Source organism: Pseudomonas sp. MF4836 (assembly GCF_002018875.1).
Classification (GTDB): domain Bacteria; phylum Pseudomonadota; class Gammaproteobacteria; order Pseudomonadales; family Pseudomonadaceae; genus Aquipseudomonas.
The window spans coordinates 153,598-180,507 of the sequence record NZ_MVOL01000011.1; the positions used below are offsets into that span (position 1 = coordinate 153,598).

Annotated in this window: 24 protein-coding genes and 1 riboswitch; of the genes, 6 read left to right on the forward strand and 18 right to left on the reverse strand. The window is 60.0% G+C overall.

The features are described 5' to 3' along the window. Positions 1–124 precede the first annotated feature (124 nt). The 5 genes from MF4836_RS24195 to rplM all read right to left on the reverse strand — a co-directional run bounded on the left by MF4836_RS24195 (position 125) and on the right by rplM (position 3,797). Positions 125–904 (reverse strand): cytochrome c1, encoded by a 780-nt coding sequence (locus MF4836_RS24195; protein WP_020297562.1) that lies wholly within the window; start codon positions 902–904, stop codon positions 125–127. Further along, positions 904–2,115, reverse strand: coding sequence for a cytochrome b (locus tag MF4836_RS24200; protein WP_020297563.1), 1,212 nt, complete (start codon positions 2,113–2,115; stop codon positions 904–906). Before MF4836_RS24200 ends, MF4836_RS24195 begins: the two co-directional genes overlap by 1 nt. Beyond that, positions 2,115–2,708, reverse strand: coding sequence for a ubiquinol-cytochrome c reductase iron-sulfur subunit (gene petA, locus MF4836_RS24205; protein ID WP_020297564.1), 594 nt, complete (start codon positions 2,706–2,708; stop codon positions 2,115–2,117). The genes MF4836_RS24200 and petA overlap by 1 nt, the downstream gene beginning before the upstream one ends. Before the next feature lie 253 nt (positions 2,709–2,961). Continuing rightward, positions 2,962–3,354, reverse strand: coding sequence for a 30S ribosomal protein S9 (gene rpsI, locus MF4836_RS24210; protein WP_003205364.1), 393 nt, complete (start codon positions 3,352–3,354; stop codon positions 2,962–2,964). A gap of 14 nt (positions 3,355–3,368) precedes the next feature. Beyond that, on the reverse strand, positions 3,369–3,797 hold the full coding sequence (gene rplM / locus MF4836_RS24215; protein WP_020297565.1) for a 50S ribosomal protein L13: 429 nt from the start codon (positions 3,795–3,797) through the stop codon (positions 3,369–3,371). Positions 3,798–4,044: 247 nt separating this feature from the next. Here rplM and MF4836_RS24220 point away from each other — a divergent pair, with 247 nt between their 5' ends. Continuing rightward, complete coding sequence (locus MF4836_RS24220; protein WP_020297566.1) at positions 4,045–5,085, forward strand: NADP(H)-dependent aldo-keto reductase; 1,041 nt, start codon at positions 4,045–4,047, stop codon at positions 5,083–5,085. A gap of 75 nt (positions 5,086–5,160) precedes the next feature. Here MF4836_RS24220 and MF4836_RS24225 read toward each other — a convergent pair whose 3' ends face one another. Next, entirely contained in the window at positions 5,161–6,297 is a 1,137-nt protein-coding gene (locus tag MF4836_RS24225) for an acyl-CoA dehydrogenase family protein (protein WP_078472406.1), read from the reverse strand. Between the two features lie 244 nt (positions 6,298–6,541). On the opposite strand from MF4836_RS24225, the gene MF4836_RS24230 reads away from it, so the two are divergent. Next, on the forward strand, positions 6,542–7,441 hold the full coding sequence (locus MF4836_RS24230; protein WP_177326784.1) for a GlxA family transcriptional regulator: 900 nt from the start codon (positions 6,542–6,544) through the stop codon (positions 7,439–7,441). Between the two features lie 49 nt (positions 7,442–7,490). On the opposite strand, the gene zapE is transcribed toward MF4836_RS24230, so the two are convergent. The 3 genes from zapE to MF4836_RS24245 form a co-directional block, all read right to left on the reverse strand. After that, on the reverse strand, positions 7,491–8,585 hold the full coding sequence (gene zapE / locus MF4836_RS24235) for a cell division protein ZapE (protein ID WP_020297569.1): 1,095 nt from the start codon (positions 8,583–8,585) through the stop codon (positions 7,491–7,493). Positions 8,586–8,673: 88 nt separating this feature from the next. Beyond that, positions 8,674–10,029 (reverse strand): tryptophan--tRNA ligase, encoded by a 1,356-nt coding sequence (locus MF4836_RS24240; RefSeq protein WP_078472407.1) that lies wholly within the window; start codon positions 10,027–10,029, stop codon positions 8,674–8,676. 24 nt (positions 10,030–10,053) lie between these two features. After that, the gene (locus tag MF4836_RS24245; protein WP_078472408.1) at positions 10,054–10,683 is read right to left on the reverse strand and encodes an alpha/beta hydrolase; all 630 of its coding nucleotides are present in this window, start codon (positions 10,681–10,683) and stop codon (positions 10,054–10,056) included. A 144-nt stretch (positions 10,684–10,827) separates the two neighbouring features. Here MF4836_RS24245 and MF4836_RS24250 point away from each other — a divergent pair, with 144 nt between their 5' ends. Further along, positions 10,828–11,262, forward strand: coding sequence for a YhcB family protein (locus tag MF4836_RS24250; protein WP_020297572.1), 435 nt, complete (start codon positions 10,828–10,830; stop codon positions 11,260–11,262). A gap of 82 nt (positions 11,263–11,344) precedes the next feature. On the opposite strand, the gene MF4836_RS24255 is transcribed toward MF4836_RS24250, so the two are convergent. The 8 genes from MF4836_RS24255 to MF4836_RS24290 form a co-directional block, all read right to left on the reverse strand. Beyond that, on the reverse strand, positions 11,345–12,073 hold the full coding sequence (locus MF4836_RS24255; RefSeq protein WP_078472409.1) for an OmpA family protein: 729 nt from the start codon (positions 12,071–12,073) through the stop codon (positions 11,345–11,347). A gap of 111 nt (positions 12,074–12,184) precedes the next feature. Then, the gene (locus MF4836_RS24260) at positions 12,185–12,829 is read right to left on the reverse strand and encodes an MBL fold metallo-hydrolase (protein ID WP_078472410.1); all 645 of its coding nucleotides are present in this window, start codon (positions 12,827–12,829) and stop codon (positions 12,185–12,187) included. A 116-nt stretch (positions 12,830–12,945) separates the two neighbouring features. After that, positions 12,946–13,446, reverse strand: coding sequence for a methylated-DNA--[protein]-cysteine S-methyltransferase (locus MF4836_RS24265; protein ID WP_078472411.1), 501 nt, complete (start codon positions 13,444–13,446; stop codon positions 12,946–12,948). Positions 13,447–13,693: 247 nt separating this feature from the next. Continuing rightward, complete coding sequence (locus tag MF4836_RS24270; RefSeq protein WP_078472412.1) at positions 13,694–16,435, reverse strand: LuxR C-terminal-related transcriptional regulator; 2,742 nt, start codon at positions 16,433–16,435, stop codon at positions 13,694–13,696. Between the two features lie 312 nt (positions 16,436–16,747). Beyond that, positions 16,748–18,112 (reverse strand): DUF1329 domain-containing protein, encoded by a 1,365-nt coding sequence (locus tag MF4836_RS24275; RefSeq protein ID WP_078472413.1) that lies wholly within the window; start codon positions 18,110–18,112, stop codon positions 16,748–16,750. 29 nt (positions 18,113–18,141) lie between these two features. After that, positions 18,142–20,031 (reverse strand): DUF1302 domain-containing protein, encoded by a 1,890-nt coding sequence (locus tag MF4836_RS24280; RefSeq protein WP_078472414.1) that lies wholly within the window; start codon positions 20,029–20,031, stop codon positions 18,142–18,144. A 334-nt stretch (positions 20,032–20,365) separates the two neighbouring features. After that, positions 20,366–22,048 (reverse strand): fatty acid--CoA ligase, encoded by a 1,683-nt coding sequence (locus tag MF4836_RS24285; protein ID WP_078472415.1) that lies wholly within the window; start codon positions 22,046–22,048, stop codon positions 20,366–20,368. Positions 22,049–22,216: 168 nt separating this feature from the next. Then, positions 22,217–22,846, reverse strand: a complete 630-nt coding sequence (locus MF4836_RS24290) for a LysE family translocator (protein ID WP_078472416.1) — start codon at positions 22,844–22,846, stop codon at positions 22,217–22,219. An 82-nt stretch (positions 22,847–22,928) separates the two neighbouring features. On the opposite strand from MF4836_RS24290, the gene MF4836_RS24295 reads away from it, so the two are divergent. From MF4836_RS24295 to MF4836_RS24305, 3 genes are all read left to right on the forward strand, one after another. Next, positions 22,929–23,894 carry a 2-hydroxyacid dehydrogenase gene (locus MF4836_RS24295; RefSeq protein ID WP_078472417.1) on the forward strand — a complete coding sequence of 322 codons (966 nt, stop codon included), beginning with the start codon at positions 22,929–22,931 and terminating at the stop codon, positions 23,892–23,894. A gap of 33 nt (positions 23,895–23,927) precedes the next feature. Next, positions 23,928–24,926, forward strand: coding sequence for a class I SAM-dependent methyltransferase (locus tag MF4836_RS24300; RefSeq protein WP_078472418.1), 999 nt, complete (start codon positions 23,928–23,930; stop codon positions 24,924–24,926). Between the two features lie 50 nt (positions 24,927–24,976). Further along, a riboswitch (yybP-ykoY riboswitch) is annotated at positions 24,977–25,100 on the forward strand. Positions 25,101–25,188: 88 nt separating this feature from the next. After that, positions 25,189–25,773 (forward strand): TMEM165/GDT1 family protein, encoded by a 585-nt coding sequence (locus tag MF4836_RS24305; protein ID WP_020297602.1) that lies wholly within the window; start codon positions 25,189–25,191, stop codon positions 25,771–25,773. Positions 25,774–25,887: 114 nt separating this feature from the next. Here the strand turns inward: MF4836_RS24305 and MF4836_RS24310 are convergent, their stop codons facing one another. After that, positions 25,888–26,712, reverse strand: a complete 825-nt coding sequence (locus MF4836_RS24310; protein ID WP_078472419.1) for a M48 family metallopeptidase — start codon at positions 26,710–26,712, stop codon at positions 25,888–25,890. Between the last annotated feature and the right edge of the window lie 198 nt (positions 26,713–26,910).

The following is a 26,910-nucleotide window of genomic DNA, read 5'->3' on the forward strand; positions in this document are numbered from 1 at the left end:
ATCGGGAGCAGAAAAACGAGCGCGCCCAGAGGGCGTCTCCCGTAACCCCTGGATGACCCAGACCGTTACACCTTCAGAGACGCCCTTGGGCGCGCACGATTAACAGCAGTTGCTTACAGCTTTATCAATGAACGTCCTTCCAGTATTCGCGCTTGAGCAAGTAGGCGAATACGAAGAAGAAGGCCAGGTACAACAACACATAAGTGCCGATACGCTGATGCTGCAGTTTTACCGGGTTGGCCGAGTAAGCCAGGAAGGTTACTAGGTTTTTGACCTTCTCGTCGAACTGCTCTTCTGTCAGCGCACCTGTTTTCGGCACGATGGTCAGTTGATCACAGGCTTCGTGAGTCAGCGGGGTCCCGGTCAGCGGGTCATATTGCTTCTTGCCGTCTTCGACAATCTGCACCTGTTTGCAGCCGACGACCTGGCGACCTTGCAGGCCAACCAGCACGTTAGGCATGCCGACGTTCGGGAACACCTTGTTGTTCACACCCCAAGGACGCGCCGGATCTTCGTAGAACGATTTCAGGTAGCCATAGAGCCAGTCGGTACCGCGAACACGAGCCACTAGGGTCAGATCCGGCGGCGCCGCACCAAACCATGCCTTGGCATCGGAAGGCTGCATGCCGATGCTCATGTGGTCACCGATTTTGGCACCGGTGAACACCAGGTTGCTCAGCATCAGATCATGGGGGATACCCAGGTCATCCGCGACGCGCTCATAGCGTTGGAACTTGGCGCTGTGGCAGCCCATGCAGTAGTTGGCGAACGTACGTGCGCCGTCTTGCATGGCCGCTTTGTCCGAGACGTCGATATCGACTTTTTCCAGCTCAGGACCATGCTCGGCCGCGAAGGACAACATAGGCAAAGCAGCAAGAATCAGTACAGCAAATAGCTTTTTCATCAGCCAGTCACCCTTTCCGGAACCGGTTTGGTCTTCTCGAGCCTGGTGTAGAACGGCATCAGAATGAAGTAGGCGAAGTACAGGAACGTACATACCTGCGACAGCAGCGTACGACCCGGAGTCGGCGCCAGAACACCCAGGACACCCAGGATCACGAACGAGATGCAGAACACCCACAGCCAGATCTTGCTCAGCATGCCCTTGTAGCGCATGGATTTGACCGGACTGCGGTCAAGCCAAGGCAGGACGAAGAGAACAGCGATCGCAGCGCCCATGGCGATGACACCCAGGAGCTTGTCCGGCACCGCACGCAGAATCGCGTAGAACGGCGTGAAGTACCAAACCGGGGCAATGTGCTCAGGGGTCTTAAAGGCGTTAGCCACTTCGAAGTTCGGCTTCTCGAGGAAATAGCCGCCCATTTCCGGGAAGAAGAACACGATGGTGCAGAAGATGAACAGGAACACCACCACGCCGACGATATCTTTCACGGTGTAGTACGGGTGGAAGGCAATGCCGTCCAACGGTACGCCGTTTTCGTCCTTGTGCTTCTTGATATCCACACCGTCCGGGTTGTTCGAGCCGACTTCATGCAACGCCAGCACGTGCAGCACCACCAGGCCGAGAATCACGATCGGCAAGGCCACCACGTGCAACGCGAAGAAGCGGTTCAGGGTAATACCGGAAATCAGGTAGTCACCACGGATCCACTGGGTCAGGTCGTTACCGATGACCGGGATCGCGCCGAACAGCGAGATGATCACCTGGGCGCCCCAATAAGACATCTGACCCCAAGGCAGCAGGTAGCCCATGAAGGCCTCTGCCATCAGCGCCAGGTAGATCAGCATGCCGAACAGCCATACCAGCTCCCGTGGCTTCTGGTACGAGCCGTAGAGCAGCCCACGGAACATGTGCAGGTAGACCACGATGAAAAACGCCGAGGCGCCGGTGGAGTGCAGCAGGCGCAGGATCGAGCCGTACTCCACGTCACGCATGATGTATTCAACGGAAGCGAACGCCTCCTCCGCCGAAGGGGTGTAGCTCATGGTCAGCCACACACCGGTGACGATCTGGTTGACCAGAACCAACAGTGCAAGGGAGCCAAAGAAGTAGAAGAAGTTGAAGTTCTTCGGAGCGTAATACTTGCTGAGATGGTCTTCCCACATTTTGGTCGCGGGAAAGCGTGCATCAACCCAATCCATGAACTTGCTCATCACGCTTTCTCCGTGTCGACGCCGATGACAATGATGTCGTCCGACTCATAGGAATGCGGGGGAACTGGCAGGTTCAAAGGCGCAGGTTGCGACTTGTAGACGCGGCCAGCCAGATCGTAGTGGGAACCGTGGCATGGGCAGAAATAGCCACCCACCCAGTCCTTGCCCAGATCCGCAGGTGCCACCTCTGGACGGAAGGTTGGCGAACAGCCCAGGTGAGTGCAGATACCGATCAGCAGCAGAATCTCTGGCTTGATCGAGCGCACCTCCGGGTCGACGTAGGTTGGCTGTTCCGAATTCTTGGAGTCCGGGTCAGACAGCTGACCCTCGATCTTTTTCAGATTTCCCAGGATTTCCTGCGTACGGCGGACAATGAACACCGGCTGACCGCGCCACTCAGCAATCATCTGCTGACCTGGATCGATTTTGCTGACATTCACTTTCACCGGTGCACCTGCGGCTTTCGCCTTGGCACTGGGAAACCATGACCCCACGAACGGGACCGCAGCCCCCACCGCTCCTGCAGCACCCACCACGGATGTGGCTGCTACAAGGAAGCGACGCCGGCCTGTATTCACGCCGTCATTGCTCATTCAGTCCTCTCCCATCAGCTTTGTGGCCTGTTAAATCAGGCATCTACTAAGTAAAAATCTGAACTTATAAAAATTTTGCCGAATGGTAATGAAAAGCCCCTACTCTGACAAGGTAATTACTAGGCGGACCTAGCGCCAAGCCTTGTAGTATAGGGCCTCTACGGATGTGGCAAGTTGTCACACCAAAAATCTGCGCCCATAAAAAACGCCCAGCTCCGCGAGGAGACTGGGCGTTTTTGAACGCGAGAGCGAATTAACGCTTCGAGTACTGCGGACGCTTACGCGCTTTACGCAGACCAACTTTCTTACGTTCAACTTCACGGGCGTCGCGAGTTACGAAGCCAGCTTTGCGCAGTGCACCGCGCAGAGTTTCGTCGTAGTCCATCAGAGCGCGAGTGATGCCGTGGCGGATTGCGCCAGCTTGACCACTTACACCGCCACCGATAACGGTGACGTAGATGTCGAACTTTTCAACGGTCTCGGTCAATTCCAGCGGCTGACGAACTACCATGCGGGCAGTTTCGCGACCGAAGAAGTTGTCCAGGGAGCGGTTGTTGATCGAGATGTTACCAGTGCCCGGACGCAGGAAAACGCGTGCGGTTGCGGTTTTGCGACGGCCAGTGCCGTAATTTTGAGTCGCCGACATAATGAACTATTCCGTTAAAACTTCAGTTCTTGGGGCTGCTGAGCAGTATGAGGGTGAGCAGCGCCCGCATAGACTTTCAGCTTACGGTACATGTCGCGACCCAGCGGGTTCTTAGGCAGCATGCCTTTGACCGCAGTCTCGATCACGCGCTCAGGGGCTTTAGCGATCAGCTTATCGAAGCTGATGGACTTGATGCCGCCCGGGAAACCGGAGTGGGAGTAGTACATTTTATCGGTGGTTTTAGCACCTGTTACACGGATCTGCTCAGCATTGATAACGACGATGTAGTCGCCGGTGTCAACGTGAGGAGTGTACTCAGGCTTGTGCTTGCCACGCAGACGGCTCGCGATCTCGGTGGCCAGACGACCCAGGGTCTGACCAGCAGCGTCGACGACAAACCAGTCGCGCTTTACTGTTTCCGGTTTAGCAGTAAAAGTTTTCATTCTTTATAGCCTCAGGGGCCGCCCTGTAAATTAGACGGCGGATCTTACTGAATAGTGCGTACTTTGACAAGTCAAAGGCAGCCGGATACAGACGCTATCGGGGGCTCGGGTCAGCGCGTCCGTTCAACGGCAAGATTCTTCGGCAGGCGGCGCATCACTTCCACTGCAGAAAGAGGTGCGCAATTATGCAGATTGCGAAAAAAAATTCAACCTGCTTTTATGATTGTTTTCCCCAAAGGAGTACCCGATGGATTATCGACAGCTGGGCCGAACCGATCTGAATGTGAGCGCGATCTGTCTGGGAACCATGACCTGGGGCGAGCAGAACAGCGAAGCCGAGGCCTTTGCCCAGATCGAACGCGCAAAGAGCGCCGGCATCAATTTCATCGACACCGCCGAGATGTACCCGGTACCGCCCAAGGCCGAAACCTACGCCACCACCGAGCGTTACATCGGCAACTGGTTCAAGACCCGCGGCGATCGCGCCGACTGGATCCTGGCCAGCAAGATCGCCGGGCCGGGCAACACCATCGACTACATTCGCGACAAGCAACTCAAGCACAACCGCAAACACATCGTCGAAGCGGTGGACGCCAGCCTCAAGCGCCTGCAGACCGACTGGATCGACCTGTATCAATTGCACTGGCCGGAGCGCAGCACCAACTTTTTCGGCCAGCTCGGCTACAAGCACCAGGCCGATGAAGACTTCACCCCGCTGGAGGAAACCCTCGAAGCCCTGGATGAACAGGTCAAGGCTGGCAAGATCCGCCATATCGGCCTGTCCAACGAAACCCCATGGGGCACCATGAAATTTCTGGCCCTGGCCGAAAGCCGCGGCTGGCCGCGCGCAGTGTCGATCCAGAACCCGTACAACCTGCTCAACCGCAGCTTTGAAGTAGGCCTGGCGGAAATTGCCATTCGCGAACAGTGCGGCCTGTTGGCCTATTCGCCGCTGGCGTTCGGTTTCCTGTCGGGCAAGTACGAGAATGGCGCACGCCCTGCCAAAGGCCGCCTGAGCCTCTACAGCCGCTTCAGTCGCTACTTCAACGCCCAATCGGAAGCTGCCTGCAGCCGCTATGTGGCCCTGGCCCGCGAACACGGCCTGGATCCGGCGCAAATGGCCCTGGCCTTTGTCACGCAGCAGCCATTCGTGACCAGCAACATCATTGGCGCGACCACCCTTGAGCAACTCGACAGCAACATCGCCAGCTTTCAGCTGAAGCTGTCGGACGAGGTCCTGGCCGGGATCGAGGCGATCCACAAGGATCACCCAAACCCCGCCCCTTGAGCCTCACCTGCCTGCGACGGGGAGCGTCCGGCAGCCTGCCGGACCGCGCCAGCCCAATCGCGGGCAGGCCGCCCCTTAAAGGGAACGGGCGATGATCTCTTTCATGATCTCGTTGGTCCCGGCATAAATCCTCTGCACCCGGGCATCGGCCCAAGCCCGGGCCACCGGGTACTCCCACATGAACCCGTAGCCGCCGTGCAACTGCACGCACTCGTCGAGCACCTTGCACTGCAGGTCGGTCCCCCAGTACTTGGCCATGGCCGCCGTGGGCACATCCAGCTTGCCTTGCAGGTGCAGCTCCAGGCAGCGATCGACAAACACCCGGCCAATCTGAATTTCGGTCGCCATCTCCGCCAGCTTGAAGCGAGTGTTCTGGAAGTCGGCGATCGCTTTGCCGAAAGCCTTGCGTTCGCGGGTGTAGTCCAGGGTCCACTGCAGCGCCGCCTCGGCCGAGGCCAGGCCGCCGATGGCCACCGTCAGGCGCTCCTGGGGCAATTCCTGCATCAGGTAGGCAAACCCCATCCCGGCCTGGCCCAGCAGGTTTTCCTTGGGTACCCGAACATCCTGGAAGAACAGCTCCGAGGTGTCCTGGGCTTTCATCCCGACCTTCTCCAGACGCTTGCCCTTGGAGAAACCCGGCGTGCTGGCCTCCACCAGGAACAGGCTGGTGCCCTTGGCGCCAGCCTTGGGATCGGTCTTGGCCACCACAATCACCAGATCGGCGAGAAAGCCGTTGGTGATAAAGGTCTTCGAGCCATTGATGACATATTCATCGCCCTCCAGCACAGCCGTGGTCTTCACCCCCTGCAAGTCGGAACCCGCACCTGGCTCAGTCATGGCAATCGCCGTGACCATCTCGCCCGAGACCAGCTTCGGCAGGTATTTGTGCTTCAGTGCCTCACTGCCGTAATGCAGGATGTAGGGCGCGACAATATCCGAGTGCAGGGAAAAACCGATGCCCGTCAGCCCCAGGCGCCCTACCTCTTCGATAACCACGGCACTGTACAGAAAGTCGGCATCCAGGCCGCCGTACACTTCGGGAATATGCGAGCACAACATCCCCGCCTCGCCCGCCTTGTTCCACAGCTGGCGATCGATATAGCCCTGCTTTTCCCACTCGCCGTGAAACGGCACGGCTTCCTTTTCCAGGAAGGTGCGCACGCTGTCGCGAAAGAGTTCGTGGTCGGAATTGAACAAGGTTCTGGGGATCATGCAGCCACCTGTGATTATTGTTGATTGGATAAGGCTCAAAGAGCCTAAGCCGCGACCTCACCACAGGACACTGGACACATCCGACAAAAAATAAGACGATCCAGCCGTCTGGTGACCACTTTCCCCTATAAGAACAATTGAATTTATGTCTAACCAAACCTCTACGCCCTTGCGGCGCGTCAGCATCCTGGCTATCGACCGGGTTTTCGCCTCTACCCTCATGCAAGCCAAAGACTTCTTCCACTTGGCCAGCCTGCGCTATGGCAAACAGCTTGGCCAAGGCCTGACCCCGGCGTTCGAAACCCGCCTGGTCAGCCCCGATGGCAAGCCGGTATGCAGTTTCAGCGATGTGATCATGCCGGTGGACGGCGGCCTGGAAGATACCGATGTGATCATCCTCCCGGCCTTCTGGGATGATTTCGAATCCCTGTGCCAACGCTACCCACAAATCCTGCCCTGGCTGCGCCAGCAGCACGCCCGCGGCGCCGTACTCTGCGGCGAAGCCACCGGAGTGTTCTGGCTGGCCGAGGCCGGCCTGCTCGATGGCAAGGAGGCCACCACCTACTGGCGCTTCTTCAATGCCTTCAGCGAACGCTTCCCCAAGGTCCAGCTCAATCAGGACAAGCACCTGACCGACGCCGACAACTTGTACTGCGCCGGCGGCACCACCTCAGCCTGCGACTTGTACATCTACCTGATCGAGCGCTTCTGCGGCGCCAACGTGGCCCAGGCCGTGGCGCGCGACATTCTGTATGAGGTGCAGCGCAACTATGCCCCGGGGCGCATCGGCTTCGGCGGCCAGAAACTGCATCAGGACGTGATCATCCTGCAGATTCAGCACTGGCTCGAGGAACACTTCGCCGACAAATTCCGATTCGAAGACGTGGCACGGGAACACGGCATGAGCATCCGCAACTTCATGCGCCGCTTCCAGACCGCCACCGGCGACAAGCCCCTGCATTACCTGCAACGGCTGCGCATCGAAACCGCCAAGGGCTTGCTCTCTGGCACCCGCAAAAGCATCAAGACCATCAGTTACGAGGTGGGCTACGACGATGCGAGCTTCTTTGCCCGCCTGTTCCGCCAGCACACCGAACTGTCGCCCAACCAGTACCGACAGCAGTTCCAGCAACAAGCCGCATAAATGAAAAAGGGCCTGCAATGTGCAGGCCCTTCTTGTATGCGGCAGCAACCTAGGGTTTGTGCGCCCGCGAGAGGAACTCGTGGGACTGCATCTCCAGCAGCCGGCTCAGGGTGCGCTGGAACTCGAAGTTCAGGCGCCCGCCGGTGTACAGGTCCTTGAGCTCGACCTCGGCCGAGATGATCAGCTTGACGTTGCGGTCGTAGAATTCGTCGACCATGTTGATAAAGCGCCGGGCAATATCGTCAGTGGTCACACTCATCTGCTCGACGCCGCTGAGCAGCACCGCGTGGAAAATCTTGCCCAGCTCAATGTAATCGTTCTGGCTACGCGGGCCGTCGCACAACTCGCGGAAATCAAACCAGGCCACGTCATCACAGGTGCGCAAGGCACGGATTTCGCGGTTCTCGATTATCAGCACGTCGTTTTCCACCGCCTGGGTGCATTCCGGCGTGAGGGCGCGGAAGCTCTTGCGCAGGCTTTCCTGAGCCACTTCGTCCAGCGGGAAGTGGAACAGCTCGGCTTGTTCGAGGTGCCGCAGGCGATAGTCGACGCCACTGTCGACGTTGACGATCTCGGTGTTCTGCTTGATCAAGGCGATGGCTGGCAGGAAGCGCGCACGCTGCAGGCCGTCCTTGTACAAACCGTCGGGCACGATGTTCGAGGTTGCAACCAGGGTCACGCCGTTGCGGAACAGCTCTTCCATCAGGGTGCCGAGGATCATGGCATCGGTGATGTCGGAGACGAAGAATTCATCGAAGCAGATCACCCGCGACTCATCGGAAAAACGCTTGGCGATGATGGTCAGCGGGTTCTTTTCGCCGCCCAGGGTCTTCATCTCTTCGTGCACACGCTTCATGAAACGGTGAAAGTGCGTGCGGGTTTTTTCCTTGAACGGCAAGGCTTCGAAAAAGGTGTCGACCAGATAGGTCTTGCCGCGGCCGACGCCGCCCCAGAAATACAGACCCTTGACCGGCGTCTGATCCTTCTTGCCAAACAGTTTGCCCAACAGCCCCGGCTTGTTTTGCGAAGCCGCGACCAGATCGTCGTACAGGCGCTGCAAATGGCGTACGGCAGTTTCCTGCGCCGCGTCGTGGAAGAAGTCAGGGCGTTTCAGATCAGCTTGATATCGTTCTAGGGGCGTCATAATTCGTTAGCAAGGCAACAAAAACGGGCCGTCACTGTAGCGACGGCCCTGGGGAATGGCAATCAGCCCTTGGTCGGGAAGATTCCGATTAGTCCTGCACGGGGGTCAGAGCAATCCGCAGTTCCGCGATGGCCGCATCACGCGCGCCCACATCGGCAAAAGCCGGGCTGTCGGCGACATGTTCGTCGCCCAGCCACAGGCTGAAGCTCAGCGCGTCGCTGCGCACATCCAATGCCTGGCCCGACTGCAGCTGCTTGGTCGCAGCGCCTGCGGCCTTGCCATCGGCAAAGTTGCGCGACAGCAGCAACTGCTCACCGTCCGCCGCCAGCAGGCGGAAGCGGAAGCTACCGTCGTCTTCACGGAAGCTGACGAATCTCGCGGCCTTGGCGGCTTTTTTCTTACCGGTTGCAGCGACTTGTACCTGGTTTACAAAGGAACGCAGGCCGACGGCTTCACGCAACTCGTTCAGGAACGGCGTGGCCACGGCGCGGGCTTTCCTGGCGCCGATTTGCAGGATGTCTTCCAGGTCCGACGGGCGCTCGATCAACTGGTGATAGCGCTCGCGAGCCTCACCCAGCTCGCCGTCCAGCAATTGGAACAGACGGTTCTTGGCTTCACCCCAACCCAGGCCCTGCAGCAGTTCGCCACGGAATTCGTCCGCCTGTGCGGGCGTGGCGAAGGCCTGGAACAACGTGAACAGGTGCGAGTTGTCCGGATCCTTGGCTTCGCCCGGGGCGCGGGAGTCGGTGACGATGCGCGAGATGGCGTCCTTCATGTCCTTGGCGCTGGTGAACAACGGGATGGTGTTGTCATAGCTCTTGGACATCTTGCGACCGTCGAGGCCGGGCAAGGTGGCGACACTTTCTTCAATCAGCGCCTCGGGCATGGTGAAGAATTCTTTGCCCTGTCCGAACAGATGGTTGAAGCGCTGGCCGATGTCGCGGGCCATTTCCACGTGCTGAATCTGATCGCGACCCACCGGCACTTTGTGCGCATTGAACATCAGGATGTCCGCCGCCATCAGCACTGGGTAGCTGTAGAGGCCCATGGTGATACCGGCATCCGGGTCTTCACCGGACTCGACATTCTTGTCCACCGACGCCTTGTAGGCATGCGCACGGTTGAGCAGGCCCTTGGCCGCAACGCAGGTCAGCAGCCAGGTCAGCTCGGGGATTTCCGGGATGTCCGACTGGCGATAAAAAGTCACGCGCTCCACATCCAGGCCACCGGCCAGCCAGGTCGCGGCGATTTCCAGGCGCGAGCGCTGGATGCGCAGCGGGTCATCGCACTTGATCAGGGCGTGGTAGTCGGCCAGGAAGTAGAACGAATCGGCATTGCTGTCGCGGCTGGCAAGGATCGCCGGACGGATGGCACCTGCGTAGTTGCCCAGGTGCGGCGTGCCGGTGGTGGTGATGCCGGTAAGGATGCGCGTACGAGTAGTCATGGGTAATCGCTTATCAGACAGCTATCAATTCGAGAGACGCGGCAGCACCAGATCTTTCAGATCGGTGAGCTTGCCATGAAAAAAGTGTCCGCATTCTGCCACTTTCAGCAGCTCATGGGGGCGCTTGAGCGCGGCGGACCAGTCATAGACGGTTTGCGGGTCGATGACTTCGTCGGTTTCCGGCTGGATAAGGGTCAGTGGGCAGCCTTGGGGCAACTGGTCGGCATCGCTCAGGCGCATAACCGCAGCGGCCACCATGAACAGGTGCTTGAGCTGCTCACCACCGGCTTCCAGGCGGCCGCCGAGGCTGGCCGCGACAAAACCGCCGAAGGAGAAGCCGAGCAGCGTCATCGGCAGCTCGGGGTGCTTGGCCCGCAACCACCGGGCTGCGGCCTGGGCGTCGTCAACTTCACCAGTGCCCATGTCATGGGTGCCTGCGCTTGCACCCACTCCCCGATAGTTGAAACGCAAGGTAATCAACCCGGCATCGCGTGCGGTGCGCTGTAACGTCGACACCACCTTATTGAGCATGGTGCCGCCCTGTACCGGGTTGGGGTGACAGATCAGCGCCACGCCACGGGCATCGGGCACATCCAGATACAGGGCTTCCAGTTGGCCGACAGGGCCATCAATCACTACAGGGGTTTCACGCATTAGCAAGGAAGGAACTCCGTGACCTCGAAGGGGGTCGACTCGTCTAGCAAATTGTCTGTGCCAATCTATTGCGAGTGAATCGCGGTATACAGCGCAGGTTCGAGCCGTTAACGTAAAGCAAAGCCGTTTATAGAGGAAGGACTCGTGGAACACTCGCTCTTAGTTTGGTTGTTGCCGACTCTTGCCCTGGTTGCCGGTGTCGCCATTGGATTTCTGGTCGCTCGCCTGCTGCCGAATGCCGCGCCTAACCGCACGCAACGTCAGCTGGATGATATTCAGGAACGTTTTGACAATTATCAGAACGAAGTGGTCACCCACTTCAACAGCACCGCAACACTGGTGAAAAAGCTCACTCAGAGCTATCAGGAAGTGCAAGACCATCTCGCCGAGGGTGCCAACCGCCTGGCCCTGGACGAACTGACTCGCCAACGCCTGCTGGCCGCCCTGCACTCCGACTCGGTACAGGCTCCACGGGAGCGCCTGACACCTCCGCGCGACCAGGAACCACCGCGCGACTACGCCCCAAAAACACCCAATGCCCCCGGCATGCTCGATGAGCATTACGGTCTGAGAAAGTAAGACTCGGACACTAAAAAGCCCGCCCGCTCCTCAATGGAACGGGCGGGCTTTTTTTATGCCTCGCCGGTACTCAAACGCGCACTCAGTACTGCTGGTATTGCTGCCCTTGCTGGCCCGGCTGCTGATACTGCTGGCCAGGAATCGCCTTGAGGTTGACCTCGACTCGACGGTTCTGCGCGCGACCGTTGACATCGGCGTTGCTGGCAATCGGGTTGTCGGGGCCGGCACCGCGCGCCGACAGGTTGGCACCGCTGACACCTTGCGAGGTCAGGTAGGTCGCTACGCTCTGTGCACGACGCTGAGACAGATCCATGTTGTGCTGACGGCTGCCGGTGCTGTCGGTGTAGCCGACAATCTCGATCTGATTCTGGTTGAACTCACGCAGCGAGTTGGCCAGGTTGTTCAGCGGCTGATAGAAGCTGGGGGCGATGTTCGCCGAATCGGTGGCGAAGGTAATGTTGCCCGGCATGATCAGCTTGATCTGATCACCCTGGCGCTGCACTTCAACCCCCGTATTGGCCATGCTGGCGCGCAGTTTCTTTTCCTGCTGGTCGGCGTAGTAGCCATAACCGGCGGCGGAAGCCCCCACTACAGCGGCACCAATCAGCGCGCCCTTGCCACGGTTATTGTGATCGATGGCGGCACCGGCCAAGGCGCCGGCCAAGGCACCGAGACCGCCGTATTTCGCAGTCTTGCTCATGCCCGTGGAACCGTCGGCCTGCCCCTGGTTGTCATACGGATTAGGCGAAGCACAGCCAGACAACAAGGCCACAGCGGTAGCGGCAATAATTAAACGACGCGAGGTGAACATGGAAAGCTCCTACTTTTTGCATTCTGTGGTGCAGCGGACGTTGGCAATGGACCTTTGCTGGCGTTGGAACGCGACAAATGGCAAAAATTCCATCAACACCCCTGCAAAACATCAGGCCCGAACAAAGGGATTTTCACGCATCTCATCGCCCAGGCGGGTGTCTGGACCATGCCCGGTCACCACCGTCGCCTCTTCATCGAGGGTGTACAGGCGCTGCTTGATCGAACGCACGATGGTGGCCTGATCGCCGCCCCATAAGTCCGTACGCCCGACCCCACGCTTGAACAGGGTGTCACCGGCAATCAACAGCTTAGCCTCAGAAAACCAAAAGCTCATGGAACCTGGCGTATGCCCCGGCGTGTGCAGCGCAACGCCACAGCCACAGGCCAGCTCCTCATCATCGGCCAGCCAGCGATCCGGCGCCGGCACGGGCGTGTAAGGCACGCCAAACATGCTGCATTGCATCTCCAGGTTGTCCCAGAGGAACTGGTCCTCCTTGTGGAGATGCAGGGTCGCGCCGGTCTTTTCCTTCAACTGCCCCGAGGCCAGGAAATGATCCAGGTGAGCATGGGTATGGATGATGCTCACCACCTTGAGACCCAAGGCATCGAGCCGCGCCAGGATCAGCTCATGATTGCCGCCCGGATCGACGACGATCGCTTTTTTCGTGATCGGATCGCCGATGATCGTGCAGTTGCACTGCAACGGGCCGACAGGGAAGGTTTCGCGGATTAGGGTGGTTTGAGCGGGAGTCATGAGCAGTTCCAGGCAAACAGTGATGGCATATTTTGGCACAGCTCGCGCCCATCACTCTAAAGCGCGAGCCTGGGCACCTCGGTGGCGTACTCGACGTGACGGCGGTTCCCTCGCAGTCAAAAATCCAACTGCAACGTCCCCCTCCCCTCAAGCGTCAACAGGAGCTGCTTGGCCTCGAGCCCTCCAGCAAAGCCGGTCAGGCTGCCGGAGGCGCCTATCACTCGGTGGCAAGGGGCGACGATCGAGATCGGGTTCCTGCCATTGGCGGCGCCTACAGCGCGAACCGCCTTGGGGCTGCCGACTTGGGTGGCGATTTGGCTGTAACTGCGGGTTTCACCGAAAGGGATGGTCAGCAGGGCTTGCCAGACCTTGCATTGGAAGGGGGTGCCGGCAAAGTCCAGGTCCAGTTCGAACTGCTCACGGTTGCCCGCGAAGTATTCGTTGAGTTGACGCTCCGTTTCCAATAACACCGGCTCGTCGCGGATTTCCTGCAACGGACCCAGGCGCACGCGGTTGAGTTTTTCGTTCTCCCACAGGATGGCGCAGAGCTTTGAGGCCCGGGCGATGAGGGTCAACTGGCCGACGGGCGAGCTCATTCTGGTGTAGACATACGACATGGGTGCCTCCTTGATCCATTCGGGCAGATCGGTGGGGGCCGATCTTCGCCTTTGTAACGGTACGCAGCCACTTTAATTGCCGGTTCAATCGCAAGAACTACGTTTCTTGCGATTGAATTTCTGACTGACACCGCGCACTTTCAGGGCGCCGGCAATCAGGCTCCCCCAGCGCTGGCGAGAGGTCGATTGCCGTTTCGGTTGCCGCTTCAGGTAACGAGAGGGCGTAGCAGGGGCAGCAATCAAGGCTTTATCCGAGCAGGCCGATTTCCTGGGCCCTGGCCACTGCCTGGGTTCGGCGCTCTACCCCGAGTTTGCTGTTGATATGACTGGCGTGGGTTTTTACCGTGTGCAGGGAGATAAACAGCCGATCGCTGATTTCCTGGTTCGAGCAGCCCTGGGCAATCAATTGCAGGACCGCCAGTTCTCGAGAGCTCAAGGTCTCGGTGTGATGGGTCACAGGCTCGACCGGCTCGCGACTGACTGGCGCCGGTAACCGTTCAAGCAGGGCTTGCTGCAACGGCGACTGCCCCCCATGCAGCAGCTGTTCGCGCATCCATTGCGGATGCTCGCGAACCAGCCATTCAAAGGGTTGCAACGCTCCGCCCACGGCCGACTCCAGGGCCTGGGCAAAAGCCTGACGGGCTTCAGGCTCACGACCCAGACTAAGTAACAGGCCGATCTTCTGGTTCAACGCCATCACGTTCAATAATTGCCGGCCGGTGTGCCGCCCATGTTCGATCAGGGCATCCAGACGCTTTTCGGCCTGCGCCGGCTGGCCCTGGATGGTGTCCAGCAACGCCTGCTGCAACTCGATATGCAGCGGCAGCTGGGGATGAAACTCCGGCGGTGCAGCGGCCTGCTCGCCGGTATAGGTCTGCCCCAGGCGTGCCAGCCAGGCCTGGGCCAGGTCGGTACGGCCCTGGGCCAACCAGAGTTCGCACTTCACCAGCGTGATCATCGCCAGGTAATAGATGGGCGGCACATCCCAGATGTGCATCAAGCGTTCGGCCTCGGCCAGTTCCGCAAAAGCCTCTGCGAACCGGCCGTTATGCCCTTCCTGATTAGCGATCACGCAGTGGCCAATCAGTACGCTGATATCACGACAGGCCCGCGCTTCAATCAGACCGCCACGCAAACGCGCCATGCCCGTCTGGTGCTCCCCGCGCAGAGTCAGCAAATACCCTTCATACAACGTCAGGCGGGCACGCACCGCGTACAGCCGTCGTGCCGACAGCCCGAGCAGCCGCTGCTGCCCCTGGCGCACCTCATCCAGCGCGCGCAGCACCTCTCCCCGCGCCTGCAGTACCCGCGCCCGGTCGTAATGGGCCAAGGCCTCGAACAGCGGGTTACCGACCCGCTGTGCCAGCTCCAGGGACTCGCGGTTGAGCCCCCGGGCCCGCCACAAGTCCGCATCGGCAATCGCCAGGTTGGACAGGGTCGACAGGCACATCAAGCGTTGCCCGTAACGTTTATGCGGCAAGCTTTCCAGAGCTTCGGTGCAATAGGCCAGGGTCAATTCGCGATCACCACGGCCACGGGCGATGATTCCGCTCAGCGCCAACCACTGTGCCAGCATCGACTTCTGGGCAGTGGCAGACGGCGCCGGCAGGAAGCGGCTCAAGTTCTCCGCCAGCTCCTGCGCGGCATCCAACTGGCACGCCAGGCCCAGCGCCCAGCTGTAGAGCACGATCAGGCGCGGCGTACTGACCAGCAGGCTGTCCGGCAAGTCCATCTTCCACCGCAGCAACATGCCGACGTTCTGCTCGGCCAGCAGTTGTTCTTCAGAAAGGTTCTGCACCAGGTTCGCCGCCACATCCAGGTGTCCGGCGCGCAAGGCCTGCTCCACCGCCTCATCCAGCAGGCCCTGGGCGTTGAACCAGCGGCAGGCGCGCAAGTGCAGGCTGGCGGCCGGCAGCACCGCGTTGGTCCTGGGGCGGCTGCGCAGTAAGTCGGAAAACAAATGGTGGTAGCGATACCAGTGGCCGTGCTCATCCAGCGGCACCAGGAATACCTGATGCGCCTGCAGGTAACGCAGGATCTCCGCGCTGTCATGGGACTCACGCAGCGCATCACACAACTCGCTGCAGAAACGCTCCTGGGGCGCGGTGTCATACAGAAACGCCTGGACCTCGGCGGGTAGGCAGTCGATGACTTCTTCCAGCAAATAGTCGCGAATCAGCCCTTCCCCACCGTGCAGCCCCTTGGGCAGGGTGCTGTCGCTGCCCGCTTCGGACGCTGCCAACAGCCAGAAACGCAACCCGGCGACCCAGCCCTCACTGCGCTGGATCAGGCGCTCCAGCGCCTCACCGCGCAGCGAGCTGCTGTGGCGATCCAACAGCGCCAGGGATTCATCATGGGTCAGGCGCAGGTCTTGCTCATGCAACTCGAGCAGTTGTCGTGACAGGCGCAAGCGCGCCAGGTGCCAGTCCGGGCGCTGGCGGCTGGTGACCAGCACCAACAGACCATCGGGCAGGTGATTGAGGAAAAACTGCAGGCAACGATCCAGCACTGGGCCCTGGGCCAAGTGGTAATCGTCGAGGACCAACAACAGCGGCGCGCTGAGGGAAAGGTGAGCGGCCAATTCATCGAGCAAGCCGTCGAGCCATTCTTCAAAGGCGAAGGGTTGATGACGCTGACGCATTTTCAGCTGGCCCAGGGACTGGCTGCCCAACTGCGGAAAGTACAGCTGCAAGCCTTCGAGCAGACGCTCGAGGAATCGGCCCGGGTCGTTGTCGCGCCGGCTCAGCCCCAGCCACAAGCTTTGCCAATGCGGTGGCAGGCTCTGACAGAACTCCACCGCCAGCGAGCTTTTACCGAAACCCGCCGGTGCGCTGACCAACAGCAATCGCCCATTCAGGCCCGCACTCAGTCGCTCGCACAAACGCGGCCGCAGAATATGGCCGTCGGGCAAGGGTGGTCGATAAAAGCGCCCCTCCAGCGCGGGAATCATCGCGTCGGCAGGCCCTTGAATGCGGGACAGGTCAGTCATAGCCAACTCTTATTGAAGTGCTGTTGTCGGCATTGCAGATGTCCGCAGACTAGCGGTAAAAGGCCGCCTGTTGAAGATTATTGCTACAAATACATACAAAAAGACTACGAACTGAATGTCGGGATGTATCTGAAATTCATAACGACAACCACTGATTGTTCGAGAGAAATATCTTAAAAAACTGAGAATAACCCTTATTTACTTAGGGATTCGCCTTCAAGCAGAGCGCCGCCCCACGTCTTTTTTGAGCAAAAAAAACGCCCCGAACCAGTCGGGGCGTTTAACGAGGATGCGGCCTCTATTTACAGCAGATTAGCGAACACCGTCCTGACGCAATGCAGCTGGAGTGAAGTCGCTGGTGGTGGCAGTGAAACCGAAGTCATAAGCCTGTTTCTCTTCGTTCTTCATGCCCAGTGCCAGGTAGCGGCCGGACTGCAGGTCGTAGAGGGTTTCCACGGCGTACCACGGCACTTGCTTGTCGTAGTAGTTCTCGGCATGCGCCTCGGCCACACGCCACAGCTGGCCACGACCGTCGTAGTGGTCGATGACTGCGGCCTGCCAGGTGTCTTCGTCGATGTAGAAGTCACGCTTGGCGTAGATGTGACGCTGACCTTCCTTCAGGGTTGCGACCACATGCCAGACCCGGCGCAGCTCGTAGCGAGTCAGGTCCTGGTTGATGTGGCCCGCCTTGATGATGTCGGTGTACTTGAGGGTCGGCGAGTCGAGCTTGTAGCTGTCGGAGGCAATGTAGAGCTCTTTCTTGCCTTCGAGTTTCCAGTCGTAGCGATCCGGTGCACCGTTGTACATGTCCAGGTTGTCGGAGGTACGCAGGCCGTCCGCCGCAGTACCCGGGCCGTCATAGGATACTTGCGGTGCGCGACGTACCCGACGCTGACCAGCGTTGTAGACCCAGGCCGAACGCGGTTCCTTCACTTGGTCGAGGGTTTCGTGCACCAGCAGCACACCACCGGCCAGACGTGCCGGAGCGGTCACTTTCTGCTTGAAGTAGAACAGGATGTTGCCCGGGTTGGCTGGATCGAAGTCCTTCATCTTGTCGCGGAATACGAACTGGTCCTGGAAATACACCAGGCTGAACGAGCCGTTGGCCTGGGGCGTGGCCTGGGTGACCAGACGAGTTACGCTGCCACCACGATAGCGGGTGATGTGGTTCCAGATGACTTCCACGCCACTTTTCGGAATGGGGAACGGTATGGCGGTCTTGAAGTTTTCCAGGCCGTTGCCACCGCTGACCAGGTTGGTCTTGGTGGCGTTTTCCTTGATGGCGGCGAACACATCAGCCGGCACGGTTGCGCCGCGATGGGATGGGTACACCGGCATCTTGAAGGTTTCCGGGTAACGCTTGAACATCGCGTACTGCCCGGGCGCCAGCTTGTCCTTGTACTGCTCGACGTTCTGCGCGGTGATGGTGAATTGCGGCTGTTCGCTGGCATAGGGGTTGGACAGGAAACCTTTGCTGTCCACGGTACCGGCGTTGGTCGGCATCGGCTTCCAGGCCGGAATGGTACCGGCAGCGTTGCCGGCCATCTCCGCGCCCATCGGCGTCAGGGTAGTGCCCAGCTTGGCAGCTTCATCAGCCGAGACCGCGGCCATGACGCTGGTTGCCAGCAAAGACAGTCCAAGCACACCGACGTGCAACAGACTTTTGGTTATTTTCATAATTCGTTCTTCCTGAAAATACAGTGTGCTTAGAAGTTCACGCCAACGCTCAAGGCGAGGAAGTCCCGGTCATCCACGGTGCTGTAGTCGCCACCGAAGAAGTTGGTGTAGGCCAGGCTCGCGGTGTAGGTGTTCTGGTACTCGGCGTCGAGGCCCAGGCTGATGGCCTTGCGACCTTCTTCGAAGTTGCCGCCAGGACCTGGCGAGTAACCCTTGACGTCATGGGACCAGGCCACGTTTGGCTTGAGGTTCACACCGGCGAACACATCCGGGTATTCCCAGATGGCGCGGCCGCGGTAGCCCCAAGAGGTGGCGGTGGTGAAGCCGTCGTTGTTGCAGTTGGTGGTGAGATTGCTGGCATCTGCACCGGGACCTGCGCCGGCAATGGTGGTGGAGTTAAGCGCACGACAGGTGTTTTGCCCGCCGGTGGTTGGCAAGGAGCCAGGACCAAACACTGGATCACGTCCATAACGGACATCCGACTTGCTCTCAAGGCCACCGACGTGGGTAACCCCCAGTTCACCCACCAGAGTCAGACGGCTGGCGCCCATAACCTGGTCGAAGAAGTGGGTGAAGGTGGTCTGGAACTGAGTGATTTCCTTGCGGCGGTAGCCATTGAGGTCCTGCCCGGCGACGCCACTGAGCAGGGAAGCATTGGAGAACGCCCCTCCCAAAGGACGAACGGCGGAATAGAGGATATCGGTGGAGTTGAGTTGCACAGGCGCATTCGGCCGGTAGCTGATTTCACCACTCCAGGCAGTCCCTGTAGGCAGAGTGGTGGAGAAACTCAAGCCATACAGGCGAATGTCTTCCGGATACTCAACGAAGTACTTCGAGTTACCGGCGATCCATACCGGCGCCAAGGTACCGAAACCTCCGGCGATGTCGTATGCCGACTGAGGCGCTGCCGTGGCACTGAAAATCGGCGCACGGCTGTGGTAATTCATGAAGTAGGCGCCGAACTCGGTGTCCAGCGGCTCGAAGTTGTAGTGGAATGCCGCACCGAACTGGCCGCTGTCACGGGCATCGCGGTCGCCACTGCGGCGAACCAACGTGCCTTCTTCGTTGACGTCGACACCACGTGCCTGCATCGCAGCCAGGGCTGCGCGACCCGGCGCGGTGGCGGAGATGGTCGAGCGCTTGGCCAGCAGTCGCAGGTTGTCGTCACAGCCATCGGAAATGTTGTCCGGCTGCGAGAAGAAAGTCCCGCAGTTGTCGGTAACAGTCTGGTCCCACTCCAGCTGGTAGAAGGCTTCGGCCGACAGGTTCTCGGTCAGGTTCTGAGAGATGTAGAACATGTTGACCGGAATCAGGCCTTCCTTGACCTCGGCACCGGGCCGGCGGAACGCCGACACATCGATCGGGTTGATCGAGTTGATGCCGCCACCGATGAAGGTACTTTCACCCCAGCTCACCACCTGCTTGCCGAAACGCACGGAGCCTGGCTCATCGGCAATGGAGTAGTTGTGATAGATGAAGGCGTCGAGAATTTGCCCACCGGAAGACTTGGCGCCCTCTTTACGGTTGTCATTGCTGACGTTCTTGAAGTCTAGGTCTTCGTCCTGGAGCTTGAAGTCATACCAGTACTTGCCACGGACAAACACACCGGTATCGCCGTACTTCAACTCCAGGTCATGGATACCCTTGAAAATCTTCGAGAAGGTCTGGCCCTTGTTGAAGTTCAAGTGGCCATCATCGGTGGTCTGGGACAGGCCCTTGCCGCCGTTGTTGACCCCGATCAGGTCCTGATTACGCCCGGCGGTCGACCAACTGGCCCCCACCGAAAGGGACGAATCGAAGCTGCCTTCGATTTCACCGATATTGAAGCTGACGCCGAATGCCGGCCCGGCGAGCGTAGAGGCGAGACCGACGGCCAGGGGCAGTTTCGCCCGGCGCCAGAACTGGTTTGCTGATGTCATCGACGCTACTCCATGTACATTATTGTTATGGCAGTGAGCACTTCTAAAAACGCCCCGAACAAACAGAAGCTTGGCTCCCTAAGTCGTTCAAGGTGGCAGCGCGGTATCTCGCGTGCTTGCTCCGTTCTTAAAAATCCGTGGACGGACTATATCCAGCAGGTAGTACTGCTAGATCCCTCTAAAGTGTGATTTGCACCCTCCAACCGCACTAGAACAGTCCTTTGCCATGCCAGTGGACACTGGCGGGGGCAAGGATGGCTGAAAATTCGGATTTCACAAGGCAAGCGCTTGCTTGGGGGCGTCTGGCGCGCCCTTTCGGGCGCCCAGAGGGGGATTAAAGGGTCGAGAGAAAGGTGCTGTTGCTGGCCTGCCATTCGCTGATGTCGATGCGAATACGCTTCTTGTCGAGCTTGCCTACGCTGGTCTTGGGAATTTCAGTAACAAGGGCAATCTGGCTCGGGATCGCCCACTTGCTCAGGTGCCCCAATTCCACGAATGGCTTGAGATGCTCCTTGAGCTCCTTGGCCCCGATCACGTGGCCCTCACGGATCACCAGCAAGGCAAACGGGCGTTCACCCCATTGCGGATCGGCGATACCCACCACTGCTACTTCACGTACCGCCACGTGCCGGCTGATCAAGTCTTCAAGGTCGAGGGAGGAGATCCACTCGCCCCCGGTCTTGATCACGTCCTTGATCCGGTCGCGAATGTCGATCACGCCCATGCTGTCTAGGGTCGCGACATCGCCGGTATGCAACCAGCCGCCCTCCCAGAGCTCGGCGCCCTTCTGCGGCTCGTTGAAATAGCCTTCGGTCAGCCATGGCGCGCGCAGTACCAGTTCGCCCTGGGACTCGCCATCGGCCGGCAGAAAGTTGCCATCGCCGTCGACAATCGCCGCTTCCACCAAGGGCCCCGGCACCCCGGCCTTGATGCGGTAGGTGGTGCGTTCGTCCTCGCTGCCCGCCATCAACTCATCATTGAGGTGAGCGCAGGCCACCAACGGACCGGTTTCGGACATGCCGTAGGCGGCCGTCAACTGGATGCCCTTGGCCTTGGCGGCTTCGTACAGGGCACGATTCAGCGAGCTGCCGCCGATCACGATTTTCCAGCCGTCGAAATCCGTGCCCTGGGCCGCCTTGGCATTGAGCAGCATCTGCAGGATGGTCGGCACGCAATGGGAGAACGTGACCTTTTCCTTGCGCCACAGCTCCACCAGGTACTCGGGGTCATAACGCCCGGGGTAGACCTGTTTCAGCCCGAGCATGGTGGCCACATACGGCAGGCCCCAGGCGTGCACGTGGAACATCGGGGTGATGGGCATGTACACGTCGTTGGTGCCCAGCAGCCGCACGCTGTCGATGCAGCCCATGGTGGTCGCGACCCCCATGGTGTGCAGCACCAGCTGGCGGTGGGTGAAGTACACACCCTTGGGGTTACCGGTGGTACCCGTGGTGTAGAAGGTGGTGGCGACCGAGTTTTCGTCGAAGTCTTCGAACTGATACTGCGGGCTGGCCGCGGCCAGCAACTGTTCGTACTCGCCCACCAGGTTCGGCAGCTCGGCGGTTTTCTCCGGGCCATCGGTCAGCAGCAGGGTTTTCTCCACCGTGGTCAGTTGCCCGGCAATGCCCTGGTACAGGCCGACGAACTCGCTATTGACCAGCACCACGCGGTCCACGGCATGGTTCATGGTGTAGAGAATCTGTTCTGGCGAGAGGCGCACGTTGATGGTGTGGATCACGGCGCCGATCATTGGAATGGCGAACATGCATTCCAGGTAGCGATGGCTGTCCCAATCCATCACCGCCACTGTGTCGCCGGCCTTGACCCCGGCCTCCGTCAGCACATTGGCCAGGCGCGCGACCCTCTCGGTAAGGGTCGGGTAGGTGTAGCGCAGTTGGTCGCGGTAGACGATCTCCCGGGTTTTCTCGTAGCGACTGCCGGACATCAGCAGCCGCTTGATCAGCAACGGGTATTGGTAAGCGCCTTCGGCTGGTGGAATCACGCGAGTCTGCAACATAAGAATCCCTTTTCTGACTGCCCGGTCGTAACTGAAGAATGCCCACTCTAGAGCGAGAGTGCAGCAACCAAATCAGCCAAAGGAATGATTTGCAGAGCCAAGCAAATACTAGCGTTACGCCAGTATTTGCGCGGTCAGAAGGGATATTTCTCGATCTGATTCTTTGAATCAGTGCATTTCGGTGAGGGCCAGCTTCACGCCGATGGCGATCAGCACCGCGCCCATGGTCCGGTCAAACCAGTGGCCCATGCGCGCAAAACCGGCGCGCACTCGTTGCTGGCTGAACAGCATGGCCACCAGGCAGAACCAGAACGCCGTCGCCGCCGCCAGGTACACGCCGTAACCGGCCTGGATCGCCAGGGGCGTGTGCGGGTTGATCACCACGGTGAACAAGGACAGGAAGAACAGCGTCGCCTTGGGGTTCAGGCCGTTGGTCACAAAGCCGGAAGTGAAGGCCCCACGAGCCGTGCGCTCGCCGGCTTCATGGTGCAGGTTTTCCGTGGCCGGGGCAGCCGGCTTGGCGCGCAGCGCCTTGAAGCCGATGTACAGCAGGTAGGCCGCCGCCAGCCATTTCAGTGCGTTGAACAGCACGATCGACTGCGACACGATCAGGCCGATCCCCAGCAGCGAATAACCCACATGCAGGAAAATCGCGGTGCCCACCCCCAGTGCCGTCCAGGTCCCGGCGCGACGGCCGTGGGTCACGCTCTCGCGGACTACCACGGCAAAGTCCGGGCCTGGGCTGGCTACGGCAAGCAGGTGGATGAGGGCAACGGTCAAGAACTCTGTCAGGTACATGGGGCTCCCGTGTTTCTAATTATTTCATCTGGTAGGCTCGGCAGATTACGCCTTCAGACCTCTAGTGCAAAAGGTACAGTTGATGACTAACCAGCGCCGCGCCGTATTTCTTGACTCCACCTCCCTCGACCTCGGCGACCTTGATCTTGGCGAACTGCGCGACAGCTTCAGCGACCTGCAGCTGTGCTCCAGCAGCGCCCCCGACCTGGTCATCGAACACCTGCAGGGCGCCCAGGTGGCCATCAGCAACAAGGTCCTGCTGGACGCCAAGACACTCGCCGCCTGCCCTGACCTGAAACTGATCCTGATTGCCGCCACGGGCACCAATAACGTCGACCTCGCCGCGGCCCGGGCCCAGGGCATTACCGTCAGCAACTGCCAGGGCTACGGCACGCCGTCGGTGGCCCAGCACACACTGATGCTGCTGCTCAACCTGGCCACTCGCCTGGGCGATTATCAGAAAGCCGTGGGCGAAGGACGCTGGCAACAGGCCAAGCAGTTCTGCCTGCTCGATTACCCGATTGTCGAACTCGAAGGCAAAACCCTGGGCCTGCTCGGGCATGGCGAACTCGGCAGCGCCGTGGCGCGCCTGGCCGAGGCCTTTGGCATGCGCGTGCTGCTGGGCCAGTTGCCCGGCCGCCCGCCCCGCGCCGACCGCCTGCCGCTGGATGAGCTGCTGCCGCAAATCGACGCCCTGACCCTGCACTGCCCGCTCAATGAGCACACCCGCCACTTCATCGGCGCCCGCGAGCTGGCCCTGCTCAAGCCCAACGCCTTTGTGGTCAACACCGCACGCGGTGGCCTGATCGACGAGCAGGCCCTGGCCGATGCCCTGCGCAGCGGCCACCTGGGCGGTGCCGCCACCGACGTGCTGAGTGTCGAGCCGCCAGTGGCTGGCAACCCGCTGCTGGCCGCCGACATTCCACGGCTGATCGTCACCCCACATATCGCCTGGGGCAGCCGCGAGGCGCGCCAGCGCATCGTCGGCCAATTGACGGAAAATGCCCGGGGCTTTTTCAGCGGTACAGCGCTGCGGGTCGTCAGTTGATAAACTGCGCCACTTTTTTTCAAGGAGCAGGTTATGGATCCGCGCAGTGAAGTACTGCTTCGCCAGGCTGAATTGTTTCAAGGTTCGCTGCTGCTGGCGGGCCTGCCCGCCGACGACTTGCTGGGTCGGCTGCCCGATGCCCATGGCTGGTGCTGGCACGCCGGTGACCAGGCGGCGCTCGACGCTCGTTTTGCCGAACGCAGCCATTTCGGAGTGGATGCTCCGCAGCGAGGGTTCGAAAGCGCCGTGCTCTTCCTGCCCAAATCCAAGGACCTGACCGACTACCTGCTCAATGCCCTGGCCTCGCGCCTGGCTGGGCGCGAGCTGTACCTGGTGGGTGAAAAGCGTAGCGGTATCGAAGGCGCGGCCAAGCAACTCAACCCCTTCGGCAAACCACGCAAACTCGACAGCGCGCGGCATTGCCAGCTGTGGCAAGTCACCGTCGCCAATGCCCCCGAAGCGGTAACCCTGGAAAGCCTGGCCCAGGAATACGAATTGCCCCTGGCCGAAGGCCCGCTCAAGGTCATCAGCCTGCCCGGCGTATTCAGCCACGGCCGGCTGGATCGCGGCAGCGCACTGTTGCTGGAACATCTGGACAAACTGCCCAGCGGCCACCTGCTGGACTTCGGCTGTGGCGCCGGCGTCCTGGGGGCGGCGGTCAAGCGCCGCTACCCGCATAACAGCGTGACGCTGCTCGACGTCGATGCCTTCGCTGCCGCCAGCAGTCGCTTGACCCTGGCTGCCAATGGCCTGGAAGCCGAGGTCCTGACCGGCGACGGAATCGACGCCGTGCCCATGGGTTTGAACGCCATCCTGAGCAACCCGCCGTTCCATGTCGGGGTTCACACCGATTATCACGCCACCGAAAACTTGCTGAAAAAAGCAGCCAAACATCTGAAAAACGGCGGCGAACTTCGGCTGGTTGCCAATAGCTTCCTGCGTTACCAACCGCTGATCGAAGAGCATCTGGGGCCATGTTCGATCAAAGCCGAAGGCCAGGGTTTTCGCATTTACCGGGCCAAGCGCGGGTAAGCGGCTTTTGCAAAAGAAGGCTTGCCGAATGGATTTTGCCTAGGCAGAATCCGCTCCGTCCTAGGGGAGTAGTCTCCCACGAGCGCCACGCTCGTCCGGCATGCGTCAACATACTTGGTCAACAGACCATGGCGCATGCGACCCAAGAGTCCGCACAGACGGACCGCAGGGTTTGACAAGACCTATGACACGAACACCTTACCCGGGGCGGGGAGGCTGTACGTGTCATAGCCGTGTCGACCCGCCCCTTAGGAAAAACCTGATGCTGGATTCTCTACTCGTTCCTACCGCAGTCGTTGCCTTGGCCGAAATCGGCGACAAGACGCAGCTGCTCGCCCTGATTCTCGCCGCGCGCTTTCGCAAACCCTGGCCGATCATCGCCGGTATCGTCGCCGCAACCCTGGCCAACCATGCGGCCGCCGGTGCGGTGGGTGCCTGGTTTGGCAGCTTCTTCTCCGACGTCACCCTGCACTGGATCCTTGCCGCCAGCTTTGCCGCCACGGCCTTGTGGACCCTGGTTCCCGACAAAATGGACGAAGACGAAGCCAGCACCGCACGCAAGTTCGGGCCGTTCCTGACCACCCTGATTGCGTTCTTCCTCGCGGAAATCGGTGACAAGACCCAGATCGCCACAGTCATGCTCGCGGCGCAGTACCCTGAACTGTGGTTGGTCATCATCGGCACCACCCTGGGCATGCTGATCGCCAACGTACCTGTGGTACTGGCCGGCAACTTCGCGGCAGACAAACTGCCCCTGACCCTGATCCGTCGCCTGGCGGCATCGGCGTTCTTCGTCCTGGCCCTGGTTGCGGTGTACAAGGCCATGCAAAGCAGCGGGTGGGTGTAAGCAAAACGGAGGGAGGCGCCTGGGGCGCCTTCATCGTCGGCGAGCCGGCCGCTGCACAATCATGCAGAGGCCGGTGTTGCCGGGGATGGCGTCACAGGACGTGACGCCAGGCCATCAGGACTTCTTGGCTTGCTGATACAACGGCATGACCTTGGGGATTGCCGCCTGCAACGAGCTGATCCGGCTAGTGGACGCCGGGTGAGTGCTGAGGAATTCCGGCGGCGCGCCTTCCGACGCCTTGCTCATCTTGTTCCACAAGCTGATCGCCGCGTTCGGGTTGTAGCCGGCACGGGCCGCCAACTCCAGGCCGATCAGGTCCGCTTCGTTTTCGTTGTCGCGGCTGTTGGGCAAGGTCATCAGCAGGTTCACGCCGTTATCACTCAGGTCCACAGCGCCTTTGGGGGCACCGGCGAGCAAGGCGATCTGCTTCAACGCCCCCACACCGTAGGCCTTGGACATGGCTTCACGGCCATGCTCGCGCAGGGCGTGGGCGATTTCATGGCCCATCACCGCGGCGATTTCATCGTCGGTCAGTTGCAGCTTGTCGATCAGGCCGGTGTAGAAAATGATCTTGCCGCCAGGACCACAATTGGCGTTGAGCTCATCGCTCTTGATCAAGTTGACTTCCCACTTCCACGCCGCGCAATCCGGGCGGAAGGTAGGGGCCTGGGCGACCAGGCGGTCGGCAATTCTCTGCACGCGCTTGGCGGTGGCGCTGGTCTTGTCCAGCATGCCCTTGTTGCTCGCATCACCCAGCGTCTGCTGGTAGTCCTGGGCATAGGACTGGTTGACCTCATCGCTCGACAGCATGCTGAACATGTACTGCTTGCGATCGACACCCACGGCGCCGCCACTGGTGGTGTTCACGGCCTGACAACCACCGAGCAGCAGGCTGGTACCCAGTGCACATGCAAGCAATGACTTCTTCGACTTCATCATGAAAACGCTCCCTGAAAACATGGCGCGTATCGTAGGGGGTGACGGGTATCGACGCTAGATGCAAATGGCATCTAAATGCGCTGTTCAAGATACATCCCGACGACCGTAGGAAATAATTCATCAAGCCGCCGCCCCAGGCCCTGCACTGACTTGCCGTATTCATTTGCGACTCGCGCCGATCGGAAACGGTCATTTGCG